This window comes from Sphingobacterium spiritivorum, assembly GCF_016724845.1.
In the GTDB taxonomy this organism is placed as follows: Bacteria; Bacteroidota; Bacteroidia; order Sphingobacteriales; family Sphingobacteriaceae; genus Sphingobacterium; species Sphingobacterium spiritivorum_A.
Genome location: NZ_CP068082.1, coordinates 1,048,143 through 1,069,379, shown reverse-complemented (window position 1 = coordinate 1,069,379; position 21,237 = coordinate 1,048,143). Strand labels below are relative to the sequence as shown.

Sequence of the window (21,237 nt, the reverse complement as noted above, 5' to 3'; positions counted from 1 at the left end):
TGTTAATTTTATCAGTAGGACTGCGCACATTTGAATAGGTTTAAAATGGTGACTCTTTAATTTTTATTTCAGTATGATCAAACAAATTGGCCGACATTTTGTCATTGAAATATGTTAATTGAAATGTAGAGGTGTTTTTGGTCTTTTTTGATTAGAATGAAAAGTAGAAATTAGTACCTTTACAGCCTGTTTAAAGAGAGTATACATTGAATAGTACAAGCAATTTGTTGCGTAAATGAAAAATAAAGTAAGAAATTTACTTATAGAGTTTGCTAATATCCACCGTTTTTTGATGCGGTTTTTGAAGGAAGTAGTAAGTCCTCCGTTTGAGATAAAAGAGATTATCCGTCAATGCTATGAAATAGGCTGGCGCTCTTTACCTTTGATCAGTGTTACCGGTTTTATTGTTGGTTTTGTTTTTACAAAACAATCCAGACCTTCATTGGAAGAGTTCGGAGCAACATCCTGGTTGCCCTCATTGATTTCCATTGCCATTATCCGGGCACTGGCTCCATTGGTGACAGCACTTATTGCTTCCGGTAAAGTAGGGTCACAGATCGGTGCCGAGCTAAGTTCAATGAATGTGACAGAACAGATAGATGCCATGGAAGTATCCGGTACCAATCCGTTTAAATTTTTGATCGTGAGCCGTGTCTGGGCGACCACTATTGGCATACCTATTCTATGTTTCTATACTGCAGGTATAGGTCTTCTGGGAGGATATTTAAGTATTGCAAGTAAAGATGATGTCAGTTTTCTAAGCTTTTTTACGCAGGTATTTGAAGCAATCGCTTATAAAGATATTTTTGCGATGGTATTCAGAGCAGTTGTATTTGGTTTTACGATTGGTGCTGTCAGTAGTTATTGTGGGTATTTTTCATCAAAAGGAACCGAAGGTGTCGGAAAAGCAGCAAACAGTGCTGTAGTAGCTTCGATGTTCATCGTGTTTATTGAGGAGATATTGATTGTTCAAATTTTAGCTGCTTTTACGTAATATGGAAAAGAAGCACGATTATAATATTGATTACAATGATGTGGTCATTGATGTTAAGAATGTCAGTAAGTCATTCGGAACGCTTGATGTCCTGCGTGATGTAAACCTGCAGCTTTTCAATGGAGAGAATCTGGTTGTTTTGGGACGTTCGGGTACTGGTAAATCTGTTCTGATTAAGCTGATTTCAGGATTATTGGAACCAGATCAGGGAAGTATTCATGTGATGGGTGAATCTGTCACCGAACTGGGGGTAAAAGAATTGCAGCAACTTCGTTTGAAGATAGGCTTTTCTTTTCAGAACAGTGCTCTTTATGATAGTATGACCGTACGGGAGAATCTGGAATTTCCATTAGTACGAAATAAAAGAAACCTGACACGTGCAGAGATTAATGCTGAAGTAGAAGATGTACTGGAAGGTGTGGGCTTATCTCAGGCCATCAATCAGATGCCTTCTGAATTGTCCGGAGGACAGCGGAAGCGTATCGGTATTGCACGTACCCTGATTTTGAGACCGGATATAATGATGTATGATGAGCCTACTGCAGGTCTTGATCCCATCACCTGTCTGGAGATCAACAGCCTTATTAATGAGGTGCAGGAAAAATATAAAACTTCCTCTATTATTATTACACATGATTTGGCCTGTGCCAAGACCGTAGGAGATCGTATTGTGATGCTACTGGATGGCAGATTTGAAAGACAAGGAAGTTTTAATGAAATATTTGACACAGATGATAAACGTGTGAAAGCGTTTTATGATTACAATTTTATAGTTTAAAAAATATGAGCGCAGCAGACAATAAACGCACATTAGTAGTAGGTCTATTTGTTCTTATCGGCTTGATTATCCTCGTAGCCGGTATATTGACATTGGGAGGACAACAGAAGAAGTTTACTAAGACTTTGACTGTTACAACAGAATTTGAGGATGTGAAAGGGTTGAAAGTAGGTAATAACGTCTGGTTTTCGGGTGTAAAAGTCGGGATAGTAAAAGACATCTCCTTTGAAAGCATTAAATATGTAAAAGTGGTGATGAGTATCGAAGCTAAATCCAGCGAATTTATCCGTAAAGATGCAGTTGCCAAATTGGGATCTGATGGTCTGATCGGTAATTCGATCATTACCCTTGTCGGAGGTTCGCAGACTGCTCAGCCTATTGAGGACGGAGATATTCTGCACTCTGCAAAAGGAACTGATATGGAAGCCATGATGGCGACACTATCTGTGAATAATGATAATCTGGTTGAGATTACACGTAATTTTGCCGTGTTATCCCAGAATCTGGTGGATGGCAAAGGAATGGTAGGAGCGATGTTGACAGACTCTTCTATGGTGGTCTCGTTAAGCAAATCTTTAGACAATCTTAATAAACTGATGACCAATGCTAATCAGGCTTCAAACAACCTGGTGGCTGTAACGAATAAACTGAACAATAATCAGGGATTAATTCATCAGCTATCTACAGACACAGCTGTATTTGCGAGTCTGAGAGAATCAGCCGCACAGTTGCAGGGCGTAACCCAGACAGCAAGTGCGCTGATGAGCAATCTTAATGCTACATCTGCTCGTCTCAACGATAAAAATAATGTAGTAGGAGCCTTGACAAATGATCCTGAAGGTGCAGCAGAAATCAAACAGATTCTGCGTAATCTGAATTTGAGTACCGCTAAGCTGGATCAGAATATGGAAGCTATGCAGAGTAACTTTCTGTTGAGAGGGTTCTTTAAAAAACAACAGAAAGAACAAGAAAAGGCTAAAGCTGATAGCTTAAAGGCCTTGTCAGGAAGTTCAAAGTAAGCTTTTCTGTAGTTTAGAAAACAGAAAGATTATAAGTCCATCCCGAAGCCTGTCTTTTATACACAGACAAGCTTCGGGATTTTTATTTGATGTAGAAAAGCTATTTATGTACAGAAATATATTCAGTATGCTCTTTTTGGTTTATTTGAGCTATTTTTGTACTCGATTTATATGATTATGCAGATTACGGATAAAGATGTTATCTATGAGGACAACCACCTCATAGCAATTAATAAGCGTGCCGGTGATATTGTGCAGGTGGATGATTCGGGTGACAAATCTTTGGATATGATGGTCAAAGAATACCTGGAGCGTAAATATGAAAAACCAAATGCATTTATAGGAGTGATACATCGTCTGGACAGACCGGTTAGTGGATTGATTGTTTTTGCGAAGACCAGTAAGGGATTGGATCGTATGAACAAGTTGTTTCATGACCGCGATGTAGAAAAATCTTATCTGGCAGTGGTACGAAATAAACCTGAGCAAATGTCTGCTAAGCTACAGAACTGGTTAGTTCGGGACCGCAAGAAAATGATTACAAAAGCTTACAACAGAGAGATAAAAGGAAGCAGTTATGCTGAATTAGATTATGAGGTTATCGGCGAACTCGAAGGGTATTACCTGCTTCATGTGAAACCTAAGACAGGTCGTACACATCAGATCAGAGTACAATTATCAACGATGGGATGCCCTATTGTCGGAGATAATAAATATGGCTATCCACGCGGAAGTCTGCGCAGAAGTATCTGTTTACATTCCCGAAGTTTGTCTTTTGTTCATCCCGTCAAAGATGAACCCATGAAGCTTGTAGCTGGCCTGCCGGTAGATGGTTTCTGGGAAAAATTTAATGTATTACTGTAATCGGTTTAAAAATAATTAACTTTGTGATATGAAAATAGTTAAGCACTTTTTTGTTCTTATTTCCTGTGTGCTATTATGGATCGCAACTCCTGATTCTACAGCACAGGCACAATGCGCAATGTGTTCTCTCAATGCGGAGAATGGTACAAAAAACGGTAATACGCAAGGTAACGGATTGAATGATGGTGTATTATTCCTGTTGGGTGTGCCGCTTATTATAGTTGCAGGGGTGGGATTTCTGTGGTACAAGAAGTTCCGTAAACAGAATCACGAGAAAGTTTATTTTTAACGAATGGCTACATCAAAATTTTCTGCTCTTACACATTCTAAATGTCCGCGTTGTCGCGTGGGCAAAGTTTTTGAAGGTAAGGCTTACGGATTCCGTAAACAAAAGATGAATGAGTTTTGTCCGGTTTGCGGAGTCAAATTTGAGGTAGAACCGGGGTATTTCTATGCGGCAATGTATGTCAGCTATGCTTTTTCCGTTGCTCAGATAGTGAGTCTTGCTGTTGCTACCTATATTATCACCCGGAGTGAATCGGCCTGGTTGTATCTGGGGGTCTTATTCTTTACTACACTGATATTTGCCCCTTTCAATTTCAGATATTCCAGATTAGTACTGTTGCATTATATGACACCCAAGATTTCTTATAATCCACGGTATGAGGAAGAAGCTGCGGATGTCGAAAAACAATAATTCAGGATTATAGATATTTCATAATACTGTCGAATATAAAAGCTTTGCCGTGGTGGGACGTCGAGATGAATTCCTGAAACGGCGCCAGGTATTTCGCATTAAAGGTCTCAATATCCTGCTCTTTTTCCACTACCAGTTGAATGCAATGTGTTTGACCTTCATGTGGCGAATTTAATAACTTTAAGAATTTAGCCGGATATTCACTTTGACTCAGAATTCCTGTTTTTACCCAATCCATTATTTCGGCATGAACTGAATCTTCTGTGATGATGGAGATGTTATATAAATACATAATGCAAATGTACCAACAATTGTTGAGAGCGCTGATTGTGTATCCGTTTTTATGTAAAAATAAGGTTGCATATCCTTGAGTTGTCGTTTATAATTTGAATATTTGAAACAGGGACTTCTAATATATGGGTAAAATAGTTTTAAATGCAATTGCGTGTCTGTTATTGTTGATCGGGGTAGGTTGCACAAACAAAAGTGACAGCAACTTAATCCCTGTACAGGACTTTTTTGCCATACCTGAAAAAACTAATTTTAAAATCTCTCCCGACGGAAAACAGATTGCATATCTGGGTCTGGAGAATCATTGTAAAAATATCTTTATCCTTAATCTGGAGGATAAATCCAAATCAAAGCAGCTTACATATCAGGCTGATATGAATGTTCAGTATTTCTTCTGGGCAAATAAAGATAAAATCGTTTATTCCAACACACAGTCTCCCGAAGACAGTTTAAGACTATTCGCTATAGATGTGCATACAGAAGCAGCTGTTCCGCTTTTTAAGCCTTTAAAAAGAAGACTCAGATGGGTTAATCCAATTGTGTTAAAAGATAACAGTCTGCTGGCAGCGATTAATGAACGTGATTCATCAGTTTTTGATATTTACAGGGTATTTCTGGATGGCCGTCCAAAACAGTTGTTAGATAAAAATCCCGGTAACGTTATTTCCTGGTACGGTTCACCGGACGGGGAAGTTCGTCTGGCTTTGACAAGCGATAGTGTAGAAGAATCTATTCTGTACCGCCCTAATCAGAAAACTCCTTTTAAAGAGATTGTAACTAACGATTTTGAGACCAATATTCTTCCTTTAGGATTTGTCAAGGGATCTTCCTCAAGGATTTATGCGCTTTCCAATGTAGGTCGTGATAAGCTGACACTGGTAGAATATGATGCATCCAGCGGAACAGAAATAAAAGAAATATTCGGTCATCCCGATGTCGATCTCAATTCTACCGGGTATTCCAATGAACTGAATGAGATGGTATATGCCGGTTTTGCACTTAATAAAGAGACTCGTGTGTTTTTTAACGATAAGGTGAAGCAGGTAAATGACCGGATAAAGGCAAAAGTAGATCAGGCCGAGATTGAGTTTATAGACCGGGATTCTTCATTGAATCATTTTATCTTTAAAAGCTATACCGATCAGAATCCGGGAGCGATCTATTATTATAATGCTGCAGAGGATAAATTAATGAAACTGGCAGATCTGAATCCTAAGATTGCCAACCGCCAGATGTCAGCGATGGAACCTATGACCTATCAGACACGGGACGGATTGACCATTCAGGGATATATTACTTATCCATTGCATAAAGACAGAAAAAACCTTCCGGTCGTCGTCATTCCACATGATGGTCCTAACGGGCGTGTTGACTGGGGTTTTCAGCCTGAAGTACAATTTCTGGCGAGTAGGGGTTATGTGGTATTCCAGATGAATTATCGGGGTTCTGTAGGATATGGCAAGAAATTCTGGGTTTCAGGTTTCAAAGAGTGGGGTGGCAAGATCCAGAATGATATTACAGATGGTGTGATGCTGCTTATTCATGAGGGTATTGCAGATCGTAATAAGATCGCTATTATGGGGAATGGATTTGGAGGCTATTCGGCATTATACGCAGCCTGTTTTAACTCTTCCCTGTATGCCTGTGCAGTTTCTAATTCGGGATATACTAACTTGTTTACCTATTTTAAACAGGTACCTCCTTATTTCAAACCTTATGTACAGTTCTATTATCAGGTTGTAGGCAACCCGGAGACCGAATCAGATCTATTTAAGGCTATTTCACCGGTATTTCATTCGGATAAAGTAAAAATACCTATTTTTATGGTTCAGGGCGGACGAGATAAGTTCAGTTCTGTAAATGACGCAAATCAATTCGTGCAACGTCTTAAAAATAATAATGTACCAGTGCAGTATATTGTTAAAGATGACGAGGGAAGACGGTTTAAAAATGAAGAAAACATTGTTTCTTATTACCAGGAACTGGAAGTCTTTCTGAACAAATATTTAAAATAATCCTAAATCTTAGTATGCACAAAGTTTATATCGCATGAGTACTTCAACAAAGTATACATACCGTAAAAATATTGGTTTACTTATTGCCTTTGTGGTATTTGTAACCATACTTTATGTGGTGTCTGTATTCTTTGCGCGAACGATGATCTCCAATTTTGTGGATAGCGAGTTTGCTAACCGTAAGGTAGAAGTATATGATAAATCTTTAGTGCCTTTTAATGACTTCTTTCAAAACAGAATTCCTGAAATTTCGTATTACCAGGGTTTTCTGGATACAAATGAAGCACGGGGTATGATCGACAATATTTTGCGGAAATATCCTTTTGTCAGAGAAACGATGTTTTATGATATCGCCATCACCAATGATGAAGAAGAAGGATATGAGATCAAATACAATAATCTCCTTATACAGTCAAGGTCTGTATTTTCGTACTCCCTGAATGAAAATCATCACCTGATCTCAAAGCGTCTGGAGGATAACAACCTCAAAAATTATTCAGACGACTTTAATAATATGACTGTCAAGCTGGTTAGTTTTCTGGACCGGGTAAATGATTCTACGAAGCTTACTGACAATTTGATCTTTAAGATCTTTTATGATATGACTCCCGGCAAGATAGCTTATATGAATATTCCTCGTATCGGCGACCTGGTTTCGTACCGCGAATTATTAAGAGGAGCTATTAAGCAACCTGTATCCTATGATCAGGATCTTTTTGTATTCTATATAGATCCGCGAAAGATCAAGATCACTAACGTCTATCCGAATCTGTATGAGCATATAGAAGTTGTTCCTCTGGTGAGTGTCAATCTGACCGGGGAGAAGCCCTATCTGTATACAGAAGTGTCGCTGCCGGGGGCACTTTCAGACTATAAGATAACCTTCAGTACTTCCGAATCTTTTATCAAGAAAGAGACGAACCGGCGTTTTGCCCCCGTGGTACTGGGGATTTCTTTGCTCTATATCATCCTGTTGCTGATCGCATATCTTATCTACCGGAATGTAATGATCAATAGCAGACTTTACCGCCTGCAGTATGATTTTATCAATAACCTGACCCACGAGTTTAAGACACCTGTCAGTGTTATCAAAATCGCAGGTAACAATATAAAAAGTGCGGAGAAGATCAGTGATGAAGAGCGGACTATGTATGGCAAGATTCTGGATCAGGAAGCAGACAAGCTCAATAGTCTGATGAATAAATTATTGTCATTTACACAAATTGAAAATAAATCAATAAAATTTAAAAGAGAACGGGTAGATTTAGAAGAATTATGCGAAACCTTATTTTCGGCTACTAAAATAAGCTATCCGGATCTTAAACTATCTTACCGGGTTGCAGTCAAAAATGATATGATAACTGATCCGGTGTTGTTATCAAGTGTTTTTCAAAATCTGATAGATAATGCATATAAATATTCTAATCCTTCAAATAAAGTTTTAGATGTTGATATACAACAAAATAAAAAGAATTTTGTTATCATATTCAGAGACGAAGGTATAGGGATTAATAAACAAGAGTACCAGAATATATTTAAAAAATTTTATAGAGTAAAAAATCAATATAATCAACAGGGAAGTATAGGTCTTGGGTTGGCATTTTGCAAGGAGATTACTGAATTTATGGGAGGTGATATCCGTGTAGACAGCCAACTTGGTAAGGGGACTACCTTTACTCTGACGTTCCCGGTCTAAAATAATGATAAAAGATATGCAAAAGGATATTACAATTGCTGTAGTAGAAGATGATGAGAATCTACGTTTCTTGGTAAGTCATCGGTTACAGTCTGAGAATTACAAAGTAATACAGTCCGGAAATGGACTGGATGCCGAAAAAATGATTTTAGATCAAAGACCTGATATTGTTTTATTAGATTGGATGCTTCCCGGTAAAGAGGGCAACATCGTTTGTGAGGATGTACGTAAGGCAGGGTTTGAGAACATCATTATCATGATGACTGCCAAATCGCAGGATATCGATAAAATCGATGCCTACAGTTTTGGAGTGACAGATTATATTACCAAACCATTCAATATGGATGTATTGGTGGCGATGATCGAAAATAAGGTACGCTTCTTTGTTCCGAAGAGCGGAGCGGAGGTTTACCACTTTGGAAGTACAGAGCACCATCCGAATGTACACTCTTTAGTAAGAGATGGCAAGAAGATCGAGTTGACAATTCTGGAAAACAGGATTCTGTTGCATTTTCTTCAAAATGTGGGTAAAGAAATTACCCGTGAAGAGCTTATGGAGGTGGTATGGGGATATAGTTCCAATGTCAATACCAGAACTCTGGACATGCATGTGGTGAGACTTCGTAAGAAGATCGAAAAGAACCCTGATAAGCCACATTACCTACAGACAGTGAGAGGATTGGGCTACAAATTTATAGACGAAGACGAGTCAAATATATAATCAGATAGTTTTTGTTTATTTCAAAACAATTGCTATCTTCGTAAATATAGCAAGACCATGTTGTCCGAACAGGACAGGATGGTCTTGTCTTTTTATGTTTTGAAAAGTTAAAAAAGTTAAATAATTATGGCAGAAGTAACTTATTACAACCAAGAGGGATTAGATAAACTCAAAGAAGAGTTGCATCATCTAAAGACAGAGGGAAGAGCTAATATCGCAAAGGCTATTGCTGAGGCTAGAGACAAAGGTGATTTGTCAGAGAATGCTGAGTACGATGCGGCAAAGGAAGCTCAAGGTTTGCATGAAGCAAAAATTGCTAAACTGGAGGATGTTCTTTCCAGTGCACGGCTTATTGATGAGTCCAAATTGGATACATCAAAAGTACTTGCTTTATCCATTGTACGTATCAAAAACAAAAAAAACGGTTCGGAAATGACATATCAGCTTGTTTCTGAAACAGAAGCTGATCTTAAATCAGGTAAAATATCGGTTAAATCTCCAATTGCCCAGGGTCTGCTTGGTAAATCAAAAGGAGATACAGCAACTATTGAAGTGCCGGCTGGTAAAATCGAATTTGAGATCATGGAGATTTCGAGATAATAGTATTGTAGGTTATAGGCGGTTTTGCCATAACCGCAAATAATTTCAAATAAACATATAAAAAAGCGGTCACAAATATTTGTGACCGCTTTTTTATATGTTAACTTCCAGCGATTTATCATATTTCTTCAGATTGCTGATAAAAGCCGGAATGTCTGTTATCACCTGATGACTGTGCTGTATTCCTGCCGGAAATGGTGGGGCAGGATAAAAATAGATTTAGTCTTCTCCTGGAAGCAATGCCGGGCATCAGTAAGAAGGTATTGACCGAGCAGTTGAGAGAGCTTGAAGAAGACGGCCTGCTAAAGCGGGAAGTGTTGGTTGCAAAGGCGCCCATGCTTGTCTATTATTCTCTTTCTGAAAAGGGAAAATCTTAACGGGAGTTAATTGATGCTATTATAGCATGTACTGCAGAATAAGCATAGCAAAAGTGTTCCGGACCTGAAATGATAGACGTAGTGAAATAGGCGAATACAGATATATGGAAAAAAAGCAGCCTGAGTTATGCTCTTTTCAGTCTTTTCAATCACATATTTTTGAAGTGTCTCCATACATTTGCGCCCGTTTTTTATATATTTGCTGTTGCACTTTAATAAATTAGAACATGTCAACTCTATTTTCGAAGATTGTTGCAGGTGAAATCCCCGCACACAAGGTTGCGGAGAGTATTGATTACCTGGCTTTTTTGGATATTCAACCTTTGACCCGAGGTCATGTATTGGTGATTCCAAAACGCGAAACCGATTACATCTTTGATATTTCTGATGATGAGTATATGGGTCTGTGGATCTTTGCGAAGATCGTTGCACAGGGTATAAAAAAAGTTTTTCCTTGCCGTAAAGTTGGAATTGCCGTTGTAGGTCTGGAAGTAAACCACGCACACATTCACCTGATTCCGCTTAATGCTGTTCACGATATGAATTTTGAAAAACCAAAACTGAGTCTGCCTGATGAGGAACTGGCAAAAATAGCAGAAGATATAAGAGAAGCAATTGCTAGTGTTACAAACAGTAACTAACGGTAGTTTTTATTCATCAAACATGTATACTATATAACCATGGCATCCATTTCGTTTTTCGAACACATTGAATATGTCATCGTTTACCTGTGATTGTTTTTCGGGTAAGGGTTAGCGGTATACTAAATTAGATATATGCAAGAGTTTTTGTTGTCATTTCAACAATTAATGGACGCTGAACATTTACTGAGTTCAGGAGGTTTCTACTTAGTTGTATTGATTGTTTTTGCCGAGACAGGATTGTTCTTTGGTTTCTTCCTCCCGGGGGATTATTTGTTGTTTTTAGCAGGTCTTTTCTGTGCTTTGAATAAAGTAGATGTCAGCATTGAAACCATGTATTTTGGAATTTTGCTGGCAGGTATAGCCGGTAATTTTGCAGGATATTGGTTTGGTTATCGAACGGGACCTATGCTCTTTAAACGTAAGGACTCGTGGATTTTCAAGCGGAAGTACATTATAATGGCAGAAGAGTTTTACCAAAAATATGGCGGAACCGCTTTAATTATTGGAAGGTTTGTTCCGATTATTCGTACATTTGCACCCATATTTGCGGGTGTAGTTAAACTCGATTTTAAGAAATTTGTTATTTATAATGTATTGGGGGCCTTTTTATGGGTTACCTTATTGACATTATCCGGATATTTTCTGGGTGTCAAATTTCCCGGAATCATTAACTACGTCGAATATATTATCGTAGGGATGATTGCTATTGCTTTCCTTCCTATTGTGATTGCAGTCCTGAAACGGACGATAAAAAACAGAAAAAATAAAACAACAAATAAACAGTAATAATTAAATGAGTACACAAAACCCTTGGCATCAGGTCTCCCCTGGAAGTAATATGCCGGAATCAGTCAATGCAATTATTGAGATCTCTAACGGATCAAAAGGAAAATATGAGCTTGATAAAGAAAGTGGTCTGCTAATTTTGGATCGTGTAATGAGTTCAGCGGTTACCTATCCTGCTAACTACGGCTTTATTCCTCAGACCTATTGTGATGATAAGGATCCTTTGGATATCTTGGTCATCTGTTCAGTAGATATTATGCCAATGAGTCTTGTTGAAGCTAAGATTATTGGTGTGATGAACATGGTCGATGGAGGTGAACAGGATGACAAAATCATCGCTGTAGCCAAAAATGATCCTGTGATGAATTACATTAATAATATTGAAGAACTGCCTCCTCACACGATGAAGGAAATTGTACAGTTCTTTGAAACATACAAGGCTTTGGAAAACAAACAAGTAGTGGTAGAGGGTGTACAGGGTCGTGAGAAAGCACAGGAAATCTTGTTGGAAAGTCTTGAATTGTACAAGCAAACATTTGTTAACAAATAACTTAAATAATGGCTCTCGATGTTTTTTGGACACTCTTGTTAGTACTTGCTAATGGTTTTTTTGTGGCTGCCGAATTTGCCATTGTAAAAGTTCGGGCTTCTCAAATAGAACTACAAGCCAAATCAGGAAGTAAAGTAGCAAAAGTTGCTAAAAATATTACAGAGCATTTAGATGGATACCTGGCTGCAACCCAGCTGGGTATTACACTTGCCTCTCTTGCCTTAGGTTGGATCGGAGAACGTGTGATGACTGACATCGTGGGTAACTTCTTCCAGTTTGTAGGTGTAGATATTTCTGCCGGTTGGGCTAAAACGGGTGGGCACGTACTGGCATTTGCCATTATTACTATTCTCCATGTTGTCCTTGGGGAATTGGCGCCTAAGTCTATTGCCATTCAAAAACCGGTGGCTACGACGATGAGATTAGCAATTCCTCTTCGTATTTTCTATTATCTGTTCATTCCTTTTATATGGGTATTGAACGGTTTTGCCAATTTCCTGTTAAAGCTGATTGGTATACAGCCCCATTCAAGCGAATCTCATCACTCTTCTGAAGAACTTCAGTATCTGCTGGATAAAGGGAAGGAAAGTGGTGCATTGGATTTTTCTGAACATGAGCTTATCAAAAACGTGTTCGATTTTAATGAACGGATTGTGAAGAATATTATGGTTCCCCGTACCAAGATCGTAGCGATAGATAAGGATGCAACAGCAGACGAATTTATTAACACAGTCACAGAAGAAGGATACTCCCGTATTCCGATTTATGATGATAATATTGATCAGATCGTAGGTATAGTGCATACAAAAGATATTCTTCCGATCATTGTGAAAGGAAAGGAGGTGGTATTGAAAAATATCATGCGTAAACCTTACTTCATTCCTGAAACGAAAAAAATCAATGACCTGATGGCTGAATTTCAGCTAAAGCGTATTCAGATTGCGATCGTACTGGACGAGTTCGGTGGTACTGCAGGTATGGTTACACTTGAAGATATTGTAGAAGAACTGGTCGGTGAGATTCAGGATGAGTATGATGAGGAAACTCCGGTTGTAGAGCGTATTTCGGAAACGGAATATATGATCGATGCCGGTGCGAGTGTGCATGATGTGAATGAGTATTTACCTCTGGAACTGCCTGAAAGTTCCGATTATGATACTATGGCTGGTCTGGTAAGTGATCTGTTCGATAAAATCCCTGAAGTAGGGGAGTACAAAGAATTGTACGGGTACACTTTTACCATTATGAAAAAGACGCAGCAGAATATTGAATTTGTCAAACTGGAACTGATCGAGACGCCTCATGATGAGGATGGAGAATAAATATCCCTTTTTTAGTTAATATGCATCTGTTTTATACACCGGAAATAGAACCCCATTTCGCTAATTTTATACTGACCGAAGAGGAAAGTAAGCATGCTGTACGGGTCCTCAGACTGGCAAACAGAGATCAGGTGCACCTCATAGATGGCAGAGGAGGATTCTATCGTGCGGAGATTATAGATGCCCATCCTAAACGAACGGCTCTACAGATCATAGAAATTCAGGAGGCCTTCCAAAAGCCTTCTTATCATCTTCATATGGCTGTAGCGCCAACAAAAAATATAGAACGCTTTGAATGGTTTCTGGAAAAGGCTACGGAGGTGGGCGTACAGGAAATCACACCTGTTATCAGTGAGCATTCAGAGAGAAAAGAGGTTAAACCGGATCGTCTGAATAAAGTGATCGTAGCTGCGATGAAGCAATCGTATAAGGCCTATATGCCTAAGCTTAATCCTGCAATAACGTTAACTAATTTTTTGAAACAACAGGAGCAGGTATCAGCACAAAAGGCAATTGCACATTGTGTAGATAGCGAAAAAAAATACCTCGGTCAGGTTTTTACTCCTCAACAGGATTATGTAATACTGATCGGTCCGGAAGGGGATTTTTCCACAGAGGAGATCAGTAAGACTATTTCTTCGGGTTTTGTGCCCATCTCACTGGGAGAAGCACGTTTACGTACTGAAACAGCTGCATTGACCTCCTGTGTGGAAGTTGCATTGTTAAACCGTTAAAGCTGTTATTTGATCAAAACAGCATCGATGATCTGAATTTCCGCATTTCCCTTTAGCGGTTCAGGATTAAATTTCATTTTTCCTTTTATCTTGATAGGTTCATCTGTGAATTTGACAGACTCTCCCTTCATGAATATTTCTACCATCGGAGGAATTCCGTTGGATCCGCAAAACTGGCACTGCATAACAGGGAGAACTGATAACATAAACGTTTTATGATTACGTCCGCTGTTTAATGGAACCAGATATCCAGGTAAGGTTACGATTTTATTCTCCAGCGCTTTCAGTGCCGGCGGATAGGTCGGTGTATAGATCTTTTTACTTCCTTCATAAGTAACTTTATACATCATTTTGTCTATTGCCTCCCAGGTGCTGTTCATCATAGGAGTATGATCCGGAACATTCGGATCTCTGTTTCCGATCTGCGCAAGGGTATAGGTCGATAAAGTCAGTAAGAATATAAGGGATAAGAGCTGCTTTCTCATTTTAATTATTTGATAACGTATTTGAAATTGTCGTATTATAAGCTTTGATAGATGGTATAAGGGCGGACAGCACACCAATAATGCAGGCTATCAGCAGAATCCACCATTCATCCGCATTGATGCTGAAGACTTCGATCAGACCGGCACTCTGACTTGTCTGTGTACTGATATAGAATAAAGCTATATGTCCTAATAGCATTCCCACCAATCCTCCAAGCAAGGTGATGATAAGTCCTTCTAATAAGACCATGGCGAATAAGCGAGTTTTAGAGGCTCCCAATGTCCGCATAACAGCCAGATCATACTTACGCTGTTTTAAAGCGTTATATAGACTGAGGAATACACTGAGACCTGCCATCAGCATAATAATGTATGCCAGAATGGTGAGAGAGTCTATTCCTACACCCAATAGTGAAAATAAACGCGCACTTTCTATTGCCGGTGATGCGGCCTGCATAGCTGTACTTTGATTGATCAGTTTGGGCAGCATTGCGATAGCTGCGGGCGACTGATACTGAATAAGCATGGCTGTGATTTCCTCACCCTGATCTTTGATCAGATCCTGACCGATATTTTTAACATATTCCTCTTGGGGATGGTCGTGAGATTCATCTTCTTCTGTCTCACCATGGTGATGAAGGTGTGCTTCTACCTGTTCTTCCAGATCTTCTTCAGCATGATGATGATCCGAAGCATGTCCGTGTGCCAGACCGTGTACGTCCCAAACACTTTCCAGACTGCACAGAATAAGGTTGTCTGTGATATTATCATTTTTCTTCAATATACCTACCACTACAAATGGATGGTCGTGATGATCGTCTCCGGATGCGGACAGTCCATGTGAACTGTTTATCTTACTCCCTATTTTTAACTGGTGCTTTTGAGCGACAGCATGACCTATGACTACTTCAAATGGTTTATAAAAATATTTACCTTCTGCAACGGTTGTCTCATATAACTTCAGAAAATCAGTATTTGTACCGACAATGTGATGTCCTTTGTAATTGTCTCCGAGAGACAGGGGAACAGCAAGTTTGACAAATGGGTTTTCCTTCAGCTGATTAGCTTCTGCCAGTGAAATATTACCTGTCGGGTTATCCACATGATATACTGCACTGAGTATGAGTTGAAGCGGACTGCCCTTTGCACCTACAACCAGATCAATATTTTTGCTGTTGCTGTCCAGTTGTTTCTCAAAACTATCTCCTGTCACATAAAGTACGCATAGTATGGCTGCTCCGAAAGCAGTCAATATTATACTCAAAATGGTGGAACCAAGTTGTTTACTGATATTTTTCCAAACGATTTTTAATATATTCATGGGTGTCGTAGTCAAAGTTAATAAATCAAATACCAATCGTATAACTCATTAAAGATTATACGTATGAAGGAATCTGTCTTTTATACGTTTGTCGTGTGTCGCGATCAGTAATGTCGACCCGTATTGGTCGGCAATACCTAATAGTAATTCCATTACTCGAGCTGTATTTGTATCATCCAATGCTGCAGTCGGCTCATCAGCAATAAGCAGTGAAGGTGTATTTATCAATGCACGTGCTATCGCAGCCCGCTGAAGTTGTCCGCGGCTGAGCTGATTGGGGTAAGACTTTGTTCTGTCGCTTAGCTGCAATTGTTCGAGCATAGTGAGTATAGCCTTTTCATTGACAGGTAATTTGGCCAGACTCTGTGCTATTTTGATATTTTCCAACAAAGTGAGGTTTTTGAGTAAATGTGCTTCCTGAAAAATAAAACCTATATGTTGAGCCCGGAAAGCATCCAGTGCGGATCCCTTAAGATCGTATAGAGACTGCCCGTTCAACACGACAGATCCCGTAGATGGAAGTGAGAGACCACCTAATAATTGAAGCAGTGTGGTTTTTCCGCTTCCGGAATCTCCCAATAACAAGGTGTGTTGACCTTTATTGATCTCTACCTCCGGAAATGTCAAGGCTGTACCATTTTTATATCGGAAAGATAAGTCTTTAGCTGTCAGAATGTGGTGAACCATAGGGCTAAGAAATTTAATAATGCAATTTAATTGCATAAAAATACCGTAAATCCATTAATAAAGCGAATCCTTCATTATATTATTACATTCTATGTTGGGAATATGTTAAGGGAATGATGCTTAACATAATGCTTAAAATGGTGTTGTAATGGGATGTGATTTAGTGAATTATCGGGATTTCAATGTGGGTATTAATAATTTTTTAACATCCAATTGATGTAATAGTAATCCGTTGTTAACACAATGCTAATACTACCATAATAGTTTTGCGGAAACAAAAAACTCAAAGAATTGAAATCGCAATTAAAACTCCAGGGCTTAACCATGACATTACTTCTGTTGATGTTTACAGCCAACGCTTTTGCTCAAAGTGGAAAAGTAACAGGAAAAGTCATCAACAGTAAAACAAGCGAATCCATTGTCGGTGTGACTGTAAAAGTATTAGGAACGTCCAGAGGTGGAAGTTCTGATGTTTCGGGTATTTACAATATTCCGGCATTGCCTGTAGGTAAGTATACATTAGAATTTTCTTATGTCGGATATGCTACTAAGCAAATTACAGAAGTGGAAATCAAAGATAAGGATGTTACGAATCTGGATGTGCTGATGGACAATTCGGAAGGAACAGTACTGGATCAGGTCGTGATCACAGGATCTTTTAAAAAGGAATCTGTCAGTGCCTTGTATGCACAACAAAAGAATAGCGCTCTTATATCGGATGGTATTTCCAGTGAACAGATTAAACGGTCTCCGGATAAAAATACATCTGAAGCATTGCGTCGTGTGAGCGGTACTACTATCCAGGATAACAAATTTGTTGTTATTCGTGGTTTGAGTGATCGTTACAATGTCGCTATGTTAGATGGTTCTGTCCTTCCAAGTACCGAAGCAAACAGAAGAGCTTTTTCATTTGATATCATTCCCTCAAACTTAATTGATAAGATTACAATTTCAAAAACAGCTACTCCTGACTTACCTGCAGATTTTGCGGGTGGAGCTGTTCAGGTATCTACTATTGATATTCCTACAAAGGATTTTATATCATTCGGTCTTGGATACGGATATAATACAGCTTCTACATTCAAGGATTTCTTAGGAACAAAAAGAAATTTTGCGAATTATATGGGTTTTGATGACGGTTCCAGTAAACTGGCTACTAATTTTCCATCAAGAGAGACGGTTAATGCAGGGCTGTCGGAGAAATGGAACAGATTAGTGTTGAAATCATTGCCAAATGATTTTGCGATCAATAATACATCTGCGCTTCCTTCTCAAAGCTACCAGTTTGGTATAGGAAAAGTAAAGCAATTCGAAAACAACAATAGATTCGGCGCTTTATTTTCTTTAAGTTACCGCAACTCACAGAATATATTTGCTGATATCAAGAGAGACTGGTATGAGTATGATTACAATGATAACCAGTACAGATTCAGTTCCAATCTGGGCGGTTTATTAAACCTGGGGTATTCATTCGGAAGAAGTAAGATTACATTTAAGAATCTTTACAACAGAGCTTACGATAATATTTACACTGAAAGAACAGGTGTTAATAACAGTTCTTCTTCAGATAACCGTTTCTTCGCTTATGACCTTCTTCAGAAATCTTTGTTCAAGAGTACACTTGAGGGAGAACACGCTTTAACAGAGCGTAATGACAAGTTGAAATGGACAATTTCCTGGAGTAATATTCTGAATCAGCAACCTAATCAGATGAAGATCAACTATGGTAAAAATCTTAATGACCTGGATGATCCTACAGTGCCTTATCTGGCGAATATCACTACTATCGGTAAAGAAAATACAAGACTTTTCTCTGATTTGAATGAAAACATTTATTCTGGAGAAGTAGGGTACTCCAGACCGATGAAATTTCTGGATGCGCCTTCGACATTGAAAGTCGGTGCCGGAACGCAATACAGAAAACGTAATTTTGACGCCCGTTTTATAGGTTTCGAGTTGAATGCTAATCAGATGGATGTGGAACTACAGAATCAAATCCGTCAGTTGTCTCCTGACAAAATATTTAATGAAGAATTTATTAACAAAAATTACTTCAAATACAGTGAGATTTCAGGAAGCGGTGACAAGTATGATGCAAATTCACTGACTGCTTTTGGATATGCAATGCTTGATCAGAAATTTGCGGATAAGTTCCGTTTTGTATACGGACTTCGTGTAGAGAATTACAATGTACAGTTAAACACGGTGTCTAAAGTTGTTGACGATACACAGATCGACTTTTTACCTTCCCTTAACTTTACATACAATATTGACGACAGAACGAATCTTCGTGCTTCCTACTACCGTACAATAGCACGTCCTGAATTTCGTGAATTAGCGCCGTTCTCTTTCTATGATTATGAGCAGTTAGGTATGATCTCCGGTAATACAAACTTAAAGCGTAGCTCTATCAATAATGCTGATTTGCGATTTGAAATGTATCCTACTGCAGGTGAGATCTTCTCTTTCTCTGTTTTTTATAAACAATTTACGGATGCCATTGAGCCTTATCGTTATGATGTGAATTCAACTCCTGATATCACATTCTTCAATACGCCTAAAGCTGAATTGTATGGATTTGAACTGGAAGCACGCAAGAAATTAAATTTTATCAGTGAAGAAAGATTTTTTGAGAATACAACAGGTTATATCAACTTCTCTTATGTACACTCAAAAGTTGAAAATCCTACAGATCAAAACTACATCGACAAAACCCGCCCTATGGTAGGACAGTCTCCATATGTGATCAATGCAGGTTTGCAACATTCCGCAATGGACAATAAACTAAACTTTAATATTCTGTATAACCGTATCGGAAAGAGAATCGCACAGGCGAGCGGAATTCGTTTTGCAAGTACCTGGGAGGCTCCGCGCGATGTGCTGGATTTGCAGATCGGATATAAGATCATTAACAATAAGGCTGAGATTAAGTTCAATGCAAGTGATATTATTAATAGTTCTGTTCACGCATATTACGATAATAAAGCATTGGGTACGCCTAATGAGACGAACTATAAATATAAACCAGGTTCAAACTATTCGCTGTCATTCAATTATTCTTTCTAAATCATAATGATTTATTAACACGCTGTTAATGACAGTTTTATTTTAAAAGCATTACTTAGTAATCATAAATTAACAAACAAAATAATGAAAAAGAGATTCTTATTATTCTCCTTATCAGCTTTACTATTGGCTGGAGCATGTAAAAAAACAACAATTTCAGACAATGGTCCCGATACTGAAAAACCAGGTACCAATAATGGTAATGTAGTAGAGATTTCAGGAGAAATCACTTCTAATACAACCTGGACTGCCGATAAGATTTATTTGTTAAAAGGCTTTGTGTATGTTTCTAACGGAGCAACATTAACTATCGAGCCTGGAACTATTATTAAAGGTGATAAAGCTACTAAAGCTACATTAATTGTAACCAGAGGAAGTAAAATCAATGCGACAGGTACTGCTGATAAGCCTATTGTCTTTACTTCAGCATTAGGTGCCGGAGCCAGAAGTCATGGTGACTGGGGTGGTATCATCCTGTTGGGTAAAGCTCCTGTAAATATGGGAACTGATGTGAAGATCGAAGGTGGTCTGGAAGCTCCAAAAGGGAAAGATGAAAAAAATTACATCTTCTATGGTGGTACAGATGCAGCCGATAATTCAGGTGTCCTGAAATATGTACGTATTGAGTTCGGCGGAATTGCATATTCTGTAGATAATGAGATCAACGGTCTGACAATGGGTGGAGTTGGTAGTGGTACTACACTTGACTATATTCAGGTTTACAGATCAGGAGATGACGCTTTTGAGTGGTTTGGCGGTACAGTTAATGCGAAACACTTACTGGCAATCGGTACATGGGATGACGATTTCGATACAGATTTCGGTTATTCCGGAAATATTCAGTTCGCTTTAGCTCAACGTGTTGCTACTGTAGCGGATCAGTCAGGATCTAACGGATTTGAATCTGATAACAACGGTGACGGTACAGACGCTACTCCAAAAACATCAGCTGTATTTTCTAACGTGACGATCCTGGGACCTCTTCAGACTGCCAGCGGATCTGCAAATGCAAGTTACCAGCACGGTAATCAGGTTCGTAGAAATTCATCTATCAGCTTATTTAACTCCGTAGTATCTGGTTTCCCGATCGGATTATATGTGGATGATACAAAAGTGACCACAGCTAATTCAACATCTAATAATTTCCTTACAGGTGCAGCAGTATATAATAACAATCTGTTTATCGGATCTAAGACTGATGCTTTGAAAATTAGTTCTACTACGAACTCTACTGCTTTAAGTACATTGCTGAAAAGTAATAATACATTTGATAATACGATTTTTGCAACAACAGCAATGTACAAGGCTCCATATAACTACGGAACTGATTTTGGTAAAACTCCTGCAAATCCGGACTTTACATTGGCAACAGGTTCTGTCCTTGCTTCAGGTGCAGTATTTACACATGCTAAAGTTTCAGGAAGCTATTTCGAAAAAGTTGCTTATAAAGGTGCTTTCGGAACAGAAGACTGGACTAAGGGATGGGCTCATTATGATCCTCAGACATTACCTTACACTACTCCGGGAGCAGTAAAATAATTAAGATCACAGTATATAATAGCAAAGGGGATGTTTTTAGCATCCCCTTTC

Annotated in this window: 22 protein-coding genes; 18 read left to right on the top strand and 4 right to left on the bottom strand. The window is 38.7% G+C overall.

All coding sequences use genetic code 11. The features are described 5' to 3' along the window. Window positions 1-235: 235 nt before the first annotated feature. The 6 genes from I6J03_RS04475 to I6J03_RS04450 all read left to right on the top strand — a co-directional run bounded on the left by I6J03_RS04475 (window position 236) and on the right by I6J03_RS04450 (window position 4,352). Window positions 236-994 carry an MlaE family ABC transporter permease gene (locus tag I6J03_RS04475; RefSeq protein ID WP_003002209.1) on the top strand — a complete coding sequence of 253 codons (759 nt, stop codon included), beginning with the start codon at window positions 236-238 and terminating at the stop codon, window positions 992-994. Between the two features lies 1 nt (window position 995). After that, entirely contained in the window at window positions 996-1,772 is a 777-nt protein-coding gene (locus I6J03_RS04470; RefSeq protein ID WP_003012505.1) for an ABC transporter ATP-binding protein, read from the top strand. A 5-nt stretch (window positions 1,773-1,777) separates the two neighbouring features. Beyond that, window positions 1,778-2,791: an MlaD family protein gene (locus I6J03_RS04465; protein WP_003012506.1), complete on the top strand. Its 1,014-nt coding sequence runs from the start codon at window positions 1,778-1,780 to the stop codon at window positions 2,789-2,791. A gap of 177 nt (window positions 2,792-2,968) precedes the next feature. Next, window positions 2,969-3,655 (top strand): RluA family pseudouridine synthase, encoded by a 687-nt coding sequence (locus I6J03_RS04460; RefSeq protein WP_039990582.1) that lies wholly within the window; start codon window positions 2,969-2,971, stop codon window positions 3,653-3,655. Between the two features lie 28 nt (window positions 3,656-3,683). Next, complete coding sequence (locus I6J03_RS04455) at window positions 3,684-3,944, top strand: hypothetical protein (protein ID WP_003012508.1); 261 nt, start codon at window positions 3,684-3,686, stop codon at window positions 3,942-3,944. Window positions 3,945-3,947: 3 nt separating this feature from the next. Beyond that, window positions 3,948-4,352, top strand: coding sequence for a DUF983 domain-containing protein (locus I6J03_RS04450; RefSeq protein ID WP_039990577.1), 405 nt, complete (start codon window positions 3,948-3,950; stop codon window positions 4,350-4,352). Between the two features lie 7 nt (window positions 4,353-4,359). Here the strand turns inward: I6J03_RS04450 and I6J03_RS04445 are convergent, their stop codons facing one another. Beyond that, window positions 4,360-4,644, bottom strand: coding sequence for a DUF4286 family protein (locus I6J03_RS04445; RefSeq protein ID WP_003012510.1), 285 nt, complete (start codon window positions 4,642-4,644; stop codon window positions 4,360-4,362). A gap of 124 nt (window positions 4,645-4,768) precedes the next feature. Here I6J03_RS04445 and I6J03_RS04440 point away from each other — a divergent pair, with 124 nt between their 5' ends. The 10 genes from I6J03_RS04440 (at window position 4,769) to I6J03_RS04395 (ending at window position 14,088) form a co-directional block, all read left to right on the top strand. Further along, window positions 4,769-6,658: a S9 family peptidase gene (locus tag I6J03_RS04440; protein ID WP_003012511.1), complete on the top strand. Its 1,890-nt coding sequence runs from the start codon at window positions 4,769-4,771 to the stop codon at window positions 6,656-6,658. A 34-nt stretch (window positions 6,659-6,692) separates the two neighbouring features. Beyond that, on the top strand, window positions 6,693-8,354 hold the full coding sequence (locus I6J03_RS04435; RefSeq protein ID WP_003012513.1) for a sensor histidine kinase: 1,662 nt from the start codon (window positions 6,693-6,695) through the stop codon (window positions 8,352-8,354). 16 nt (window positions 8,355-8,370) lie between these two features. Then, window positions 8,371-9,075: a response regulator transcription factor gene (locus tag I6J03_RS04430; RefSeq protein WP_039990583.1), complete on the top strand. Its 705-nt coding sequence runs from the start codon at window positions 8,371-8,373 to the stop codon at window positions 9,073-9,075. 126 nt (window positions 9,076-9,201) lie between these two features. After that, window positions 9,202-9,675 carry a transcription elongation factor GreA gene (gene greA / locus I6J03_RS04425; protein ID WP_003012515.1) on the top strand — a complete coding sequence of 158 codons (474 nt, stop codon included), beginning with the start codon at window positions 9,202-9,204 and terminating at the stop codon, window positions 9,673-9,675. A gap of 194 nt (window positions 9,676-9,869) precedes the next feature. Continuing rightward, window positions 9,870-10,052 (top strand): winged helix-turn-helix transcriptional regulator, encoded by a 183-nt coding sequence (locus tag I6J03_RS04420; RefSeq protein WP_003012516.1) that lies wholly within the window; start codon window positions 9,870-9,872, stop codon window positions 10,050-10,052. 227 nt (window positions 10,053-10,279) lie between these two features. Continuing rightward, window positions 10,280-10,693, top strand: coding sequence for an HIT family protein (locus I6J03_RS04415; RefSeq protein ID WP_003012517.1), 414 nt, complete (start codon window positions 10,280-10,282; stop codon window positions 10,691-10,693). Between the two features lie 135 nt (window positions 10,694-10,828). Next, window positions 10,829-11,482 carry a DedA family protein gene (locus tag I6J03_RS04410; protein ID WP_003012518.1) on the top strand — a complete coding sequence of 218 codons (654 nt, stop codon included), beginning with the start codon at window positions 10,829-10,831 and terminating at the stop codon, window positions 11,480-11,482. Between the two features lie 7 nt (window positions 11,483-11,489). After that, window positions 11,490-12,032: an inorganic diphosphatase gene (locus I6J03_RS04405; protein WP_003002176.1), complete on the top strand. Its 543-nt coding sequence runs from the start codon at window positions 11,490-11,492 to the stop codon at window positions 12,030-12,032. 8 nt (window positions 12,033-12,040) lie between these two features. Then, window positions 12,041-13,354, top strand: a complete 1,314-nt coding sequence (locus I6J03_RS04400) for a hemolysin family protein (RefSeq protein WP_003012519.1) — start codon at window positions 12,041-12,043, stop codon at window positions 13,352-13,354. 20 nt (window positions 13,355-13,374) lie between these two features. Continuing rightward, complete coding sequence (locus tag I6J03_RS04395; protein WP_003012521.1) at window positions 13,375-14,088, top strand: 16S rRNA (uracil(1498)-N(3))-methyltransferase; 714 nt, start codon at window positions 13,375-13,377, stop codon at window positions 14,086-14,088. Window positions 14,089-14,093: 5 nt separating this feature from the next. Here I6J03_RS04395 and I6J03_RS04390 read toward each other — a convergent pair whose 3' ends face one another. From I6J03_RS04390 to I6J03_RS04380, 3 genes are read right to left on the bottom strand one after another with little or no spacing between them, the layout of a single operon-like run. Then, window positions 14,094-14,573, bottom strand: a complete 480-nt coding sequence (locus I6J03_RS04390; RefSeq protein WP_003002170.1) for a hypothetical protein — start codon at window positions 14,571-14,573, stop codon at window positions 14,094-14,096. A 1-nt stretch (window position 14,574) separates the two neighbouring features. After that, on the bottom strand, window positions 14,575-15,894 hold the full coding sequence (locus I6J03_RS04385) for an ABC transporter permease (protein ID WP_003012522.1): 1,320 nt from the start codon (window positions 15,892-15,894) through the stop codon (window positions 14,575-14,577). Window positions 15,895-15,942: 48 nt separating this feature from the next. Next, window positions 15,943-16,581 carry an ABC transporter ATP-binding protein gene (locus I6J03_RS04380; RefSeq protein ID WP_232279865.1) on the bottom strand — a complete coding sequence of 213 codons (639 nt, stop codon included), beginning with the start codon at window positions 16,579-16,581 and terminating at the stop codon, window positions 15,943-15,945. A 324-nt stretch (window positions 16,582-16,905) separates the two neighbouring features. On the opposite strand from I6J03_RS04380, the gene I6J03_RS04375 reads away from it, so the two are divergent. Next, complete coding sequence (locus I6J03_RS04375; RefSeq protein WP_003012524.1) at window positions 16,906-19,647, top strand: TonB-dependent receptor; 2,742 nt, start codon at window positions 16,906-16,908, stop codon at window positions 19,645-19,647. A gap of 84 nt (window positions 19,648-19,731) precedes the next feature. After that, a complete protein-coding gene (locus I6J03_RS04370) occupies window positions 19,732-21,186 on the top strand; it encodes a hypothetical protein (protein ID WP_003012525.1) in 1,455 nt (484 codons plus the stop codon). Window positions 21,187-21,237: the final 51 nt, after the last annotated feature.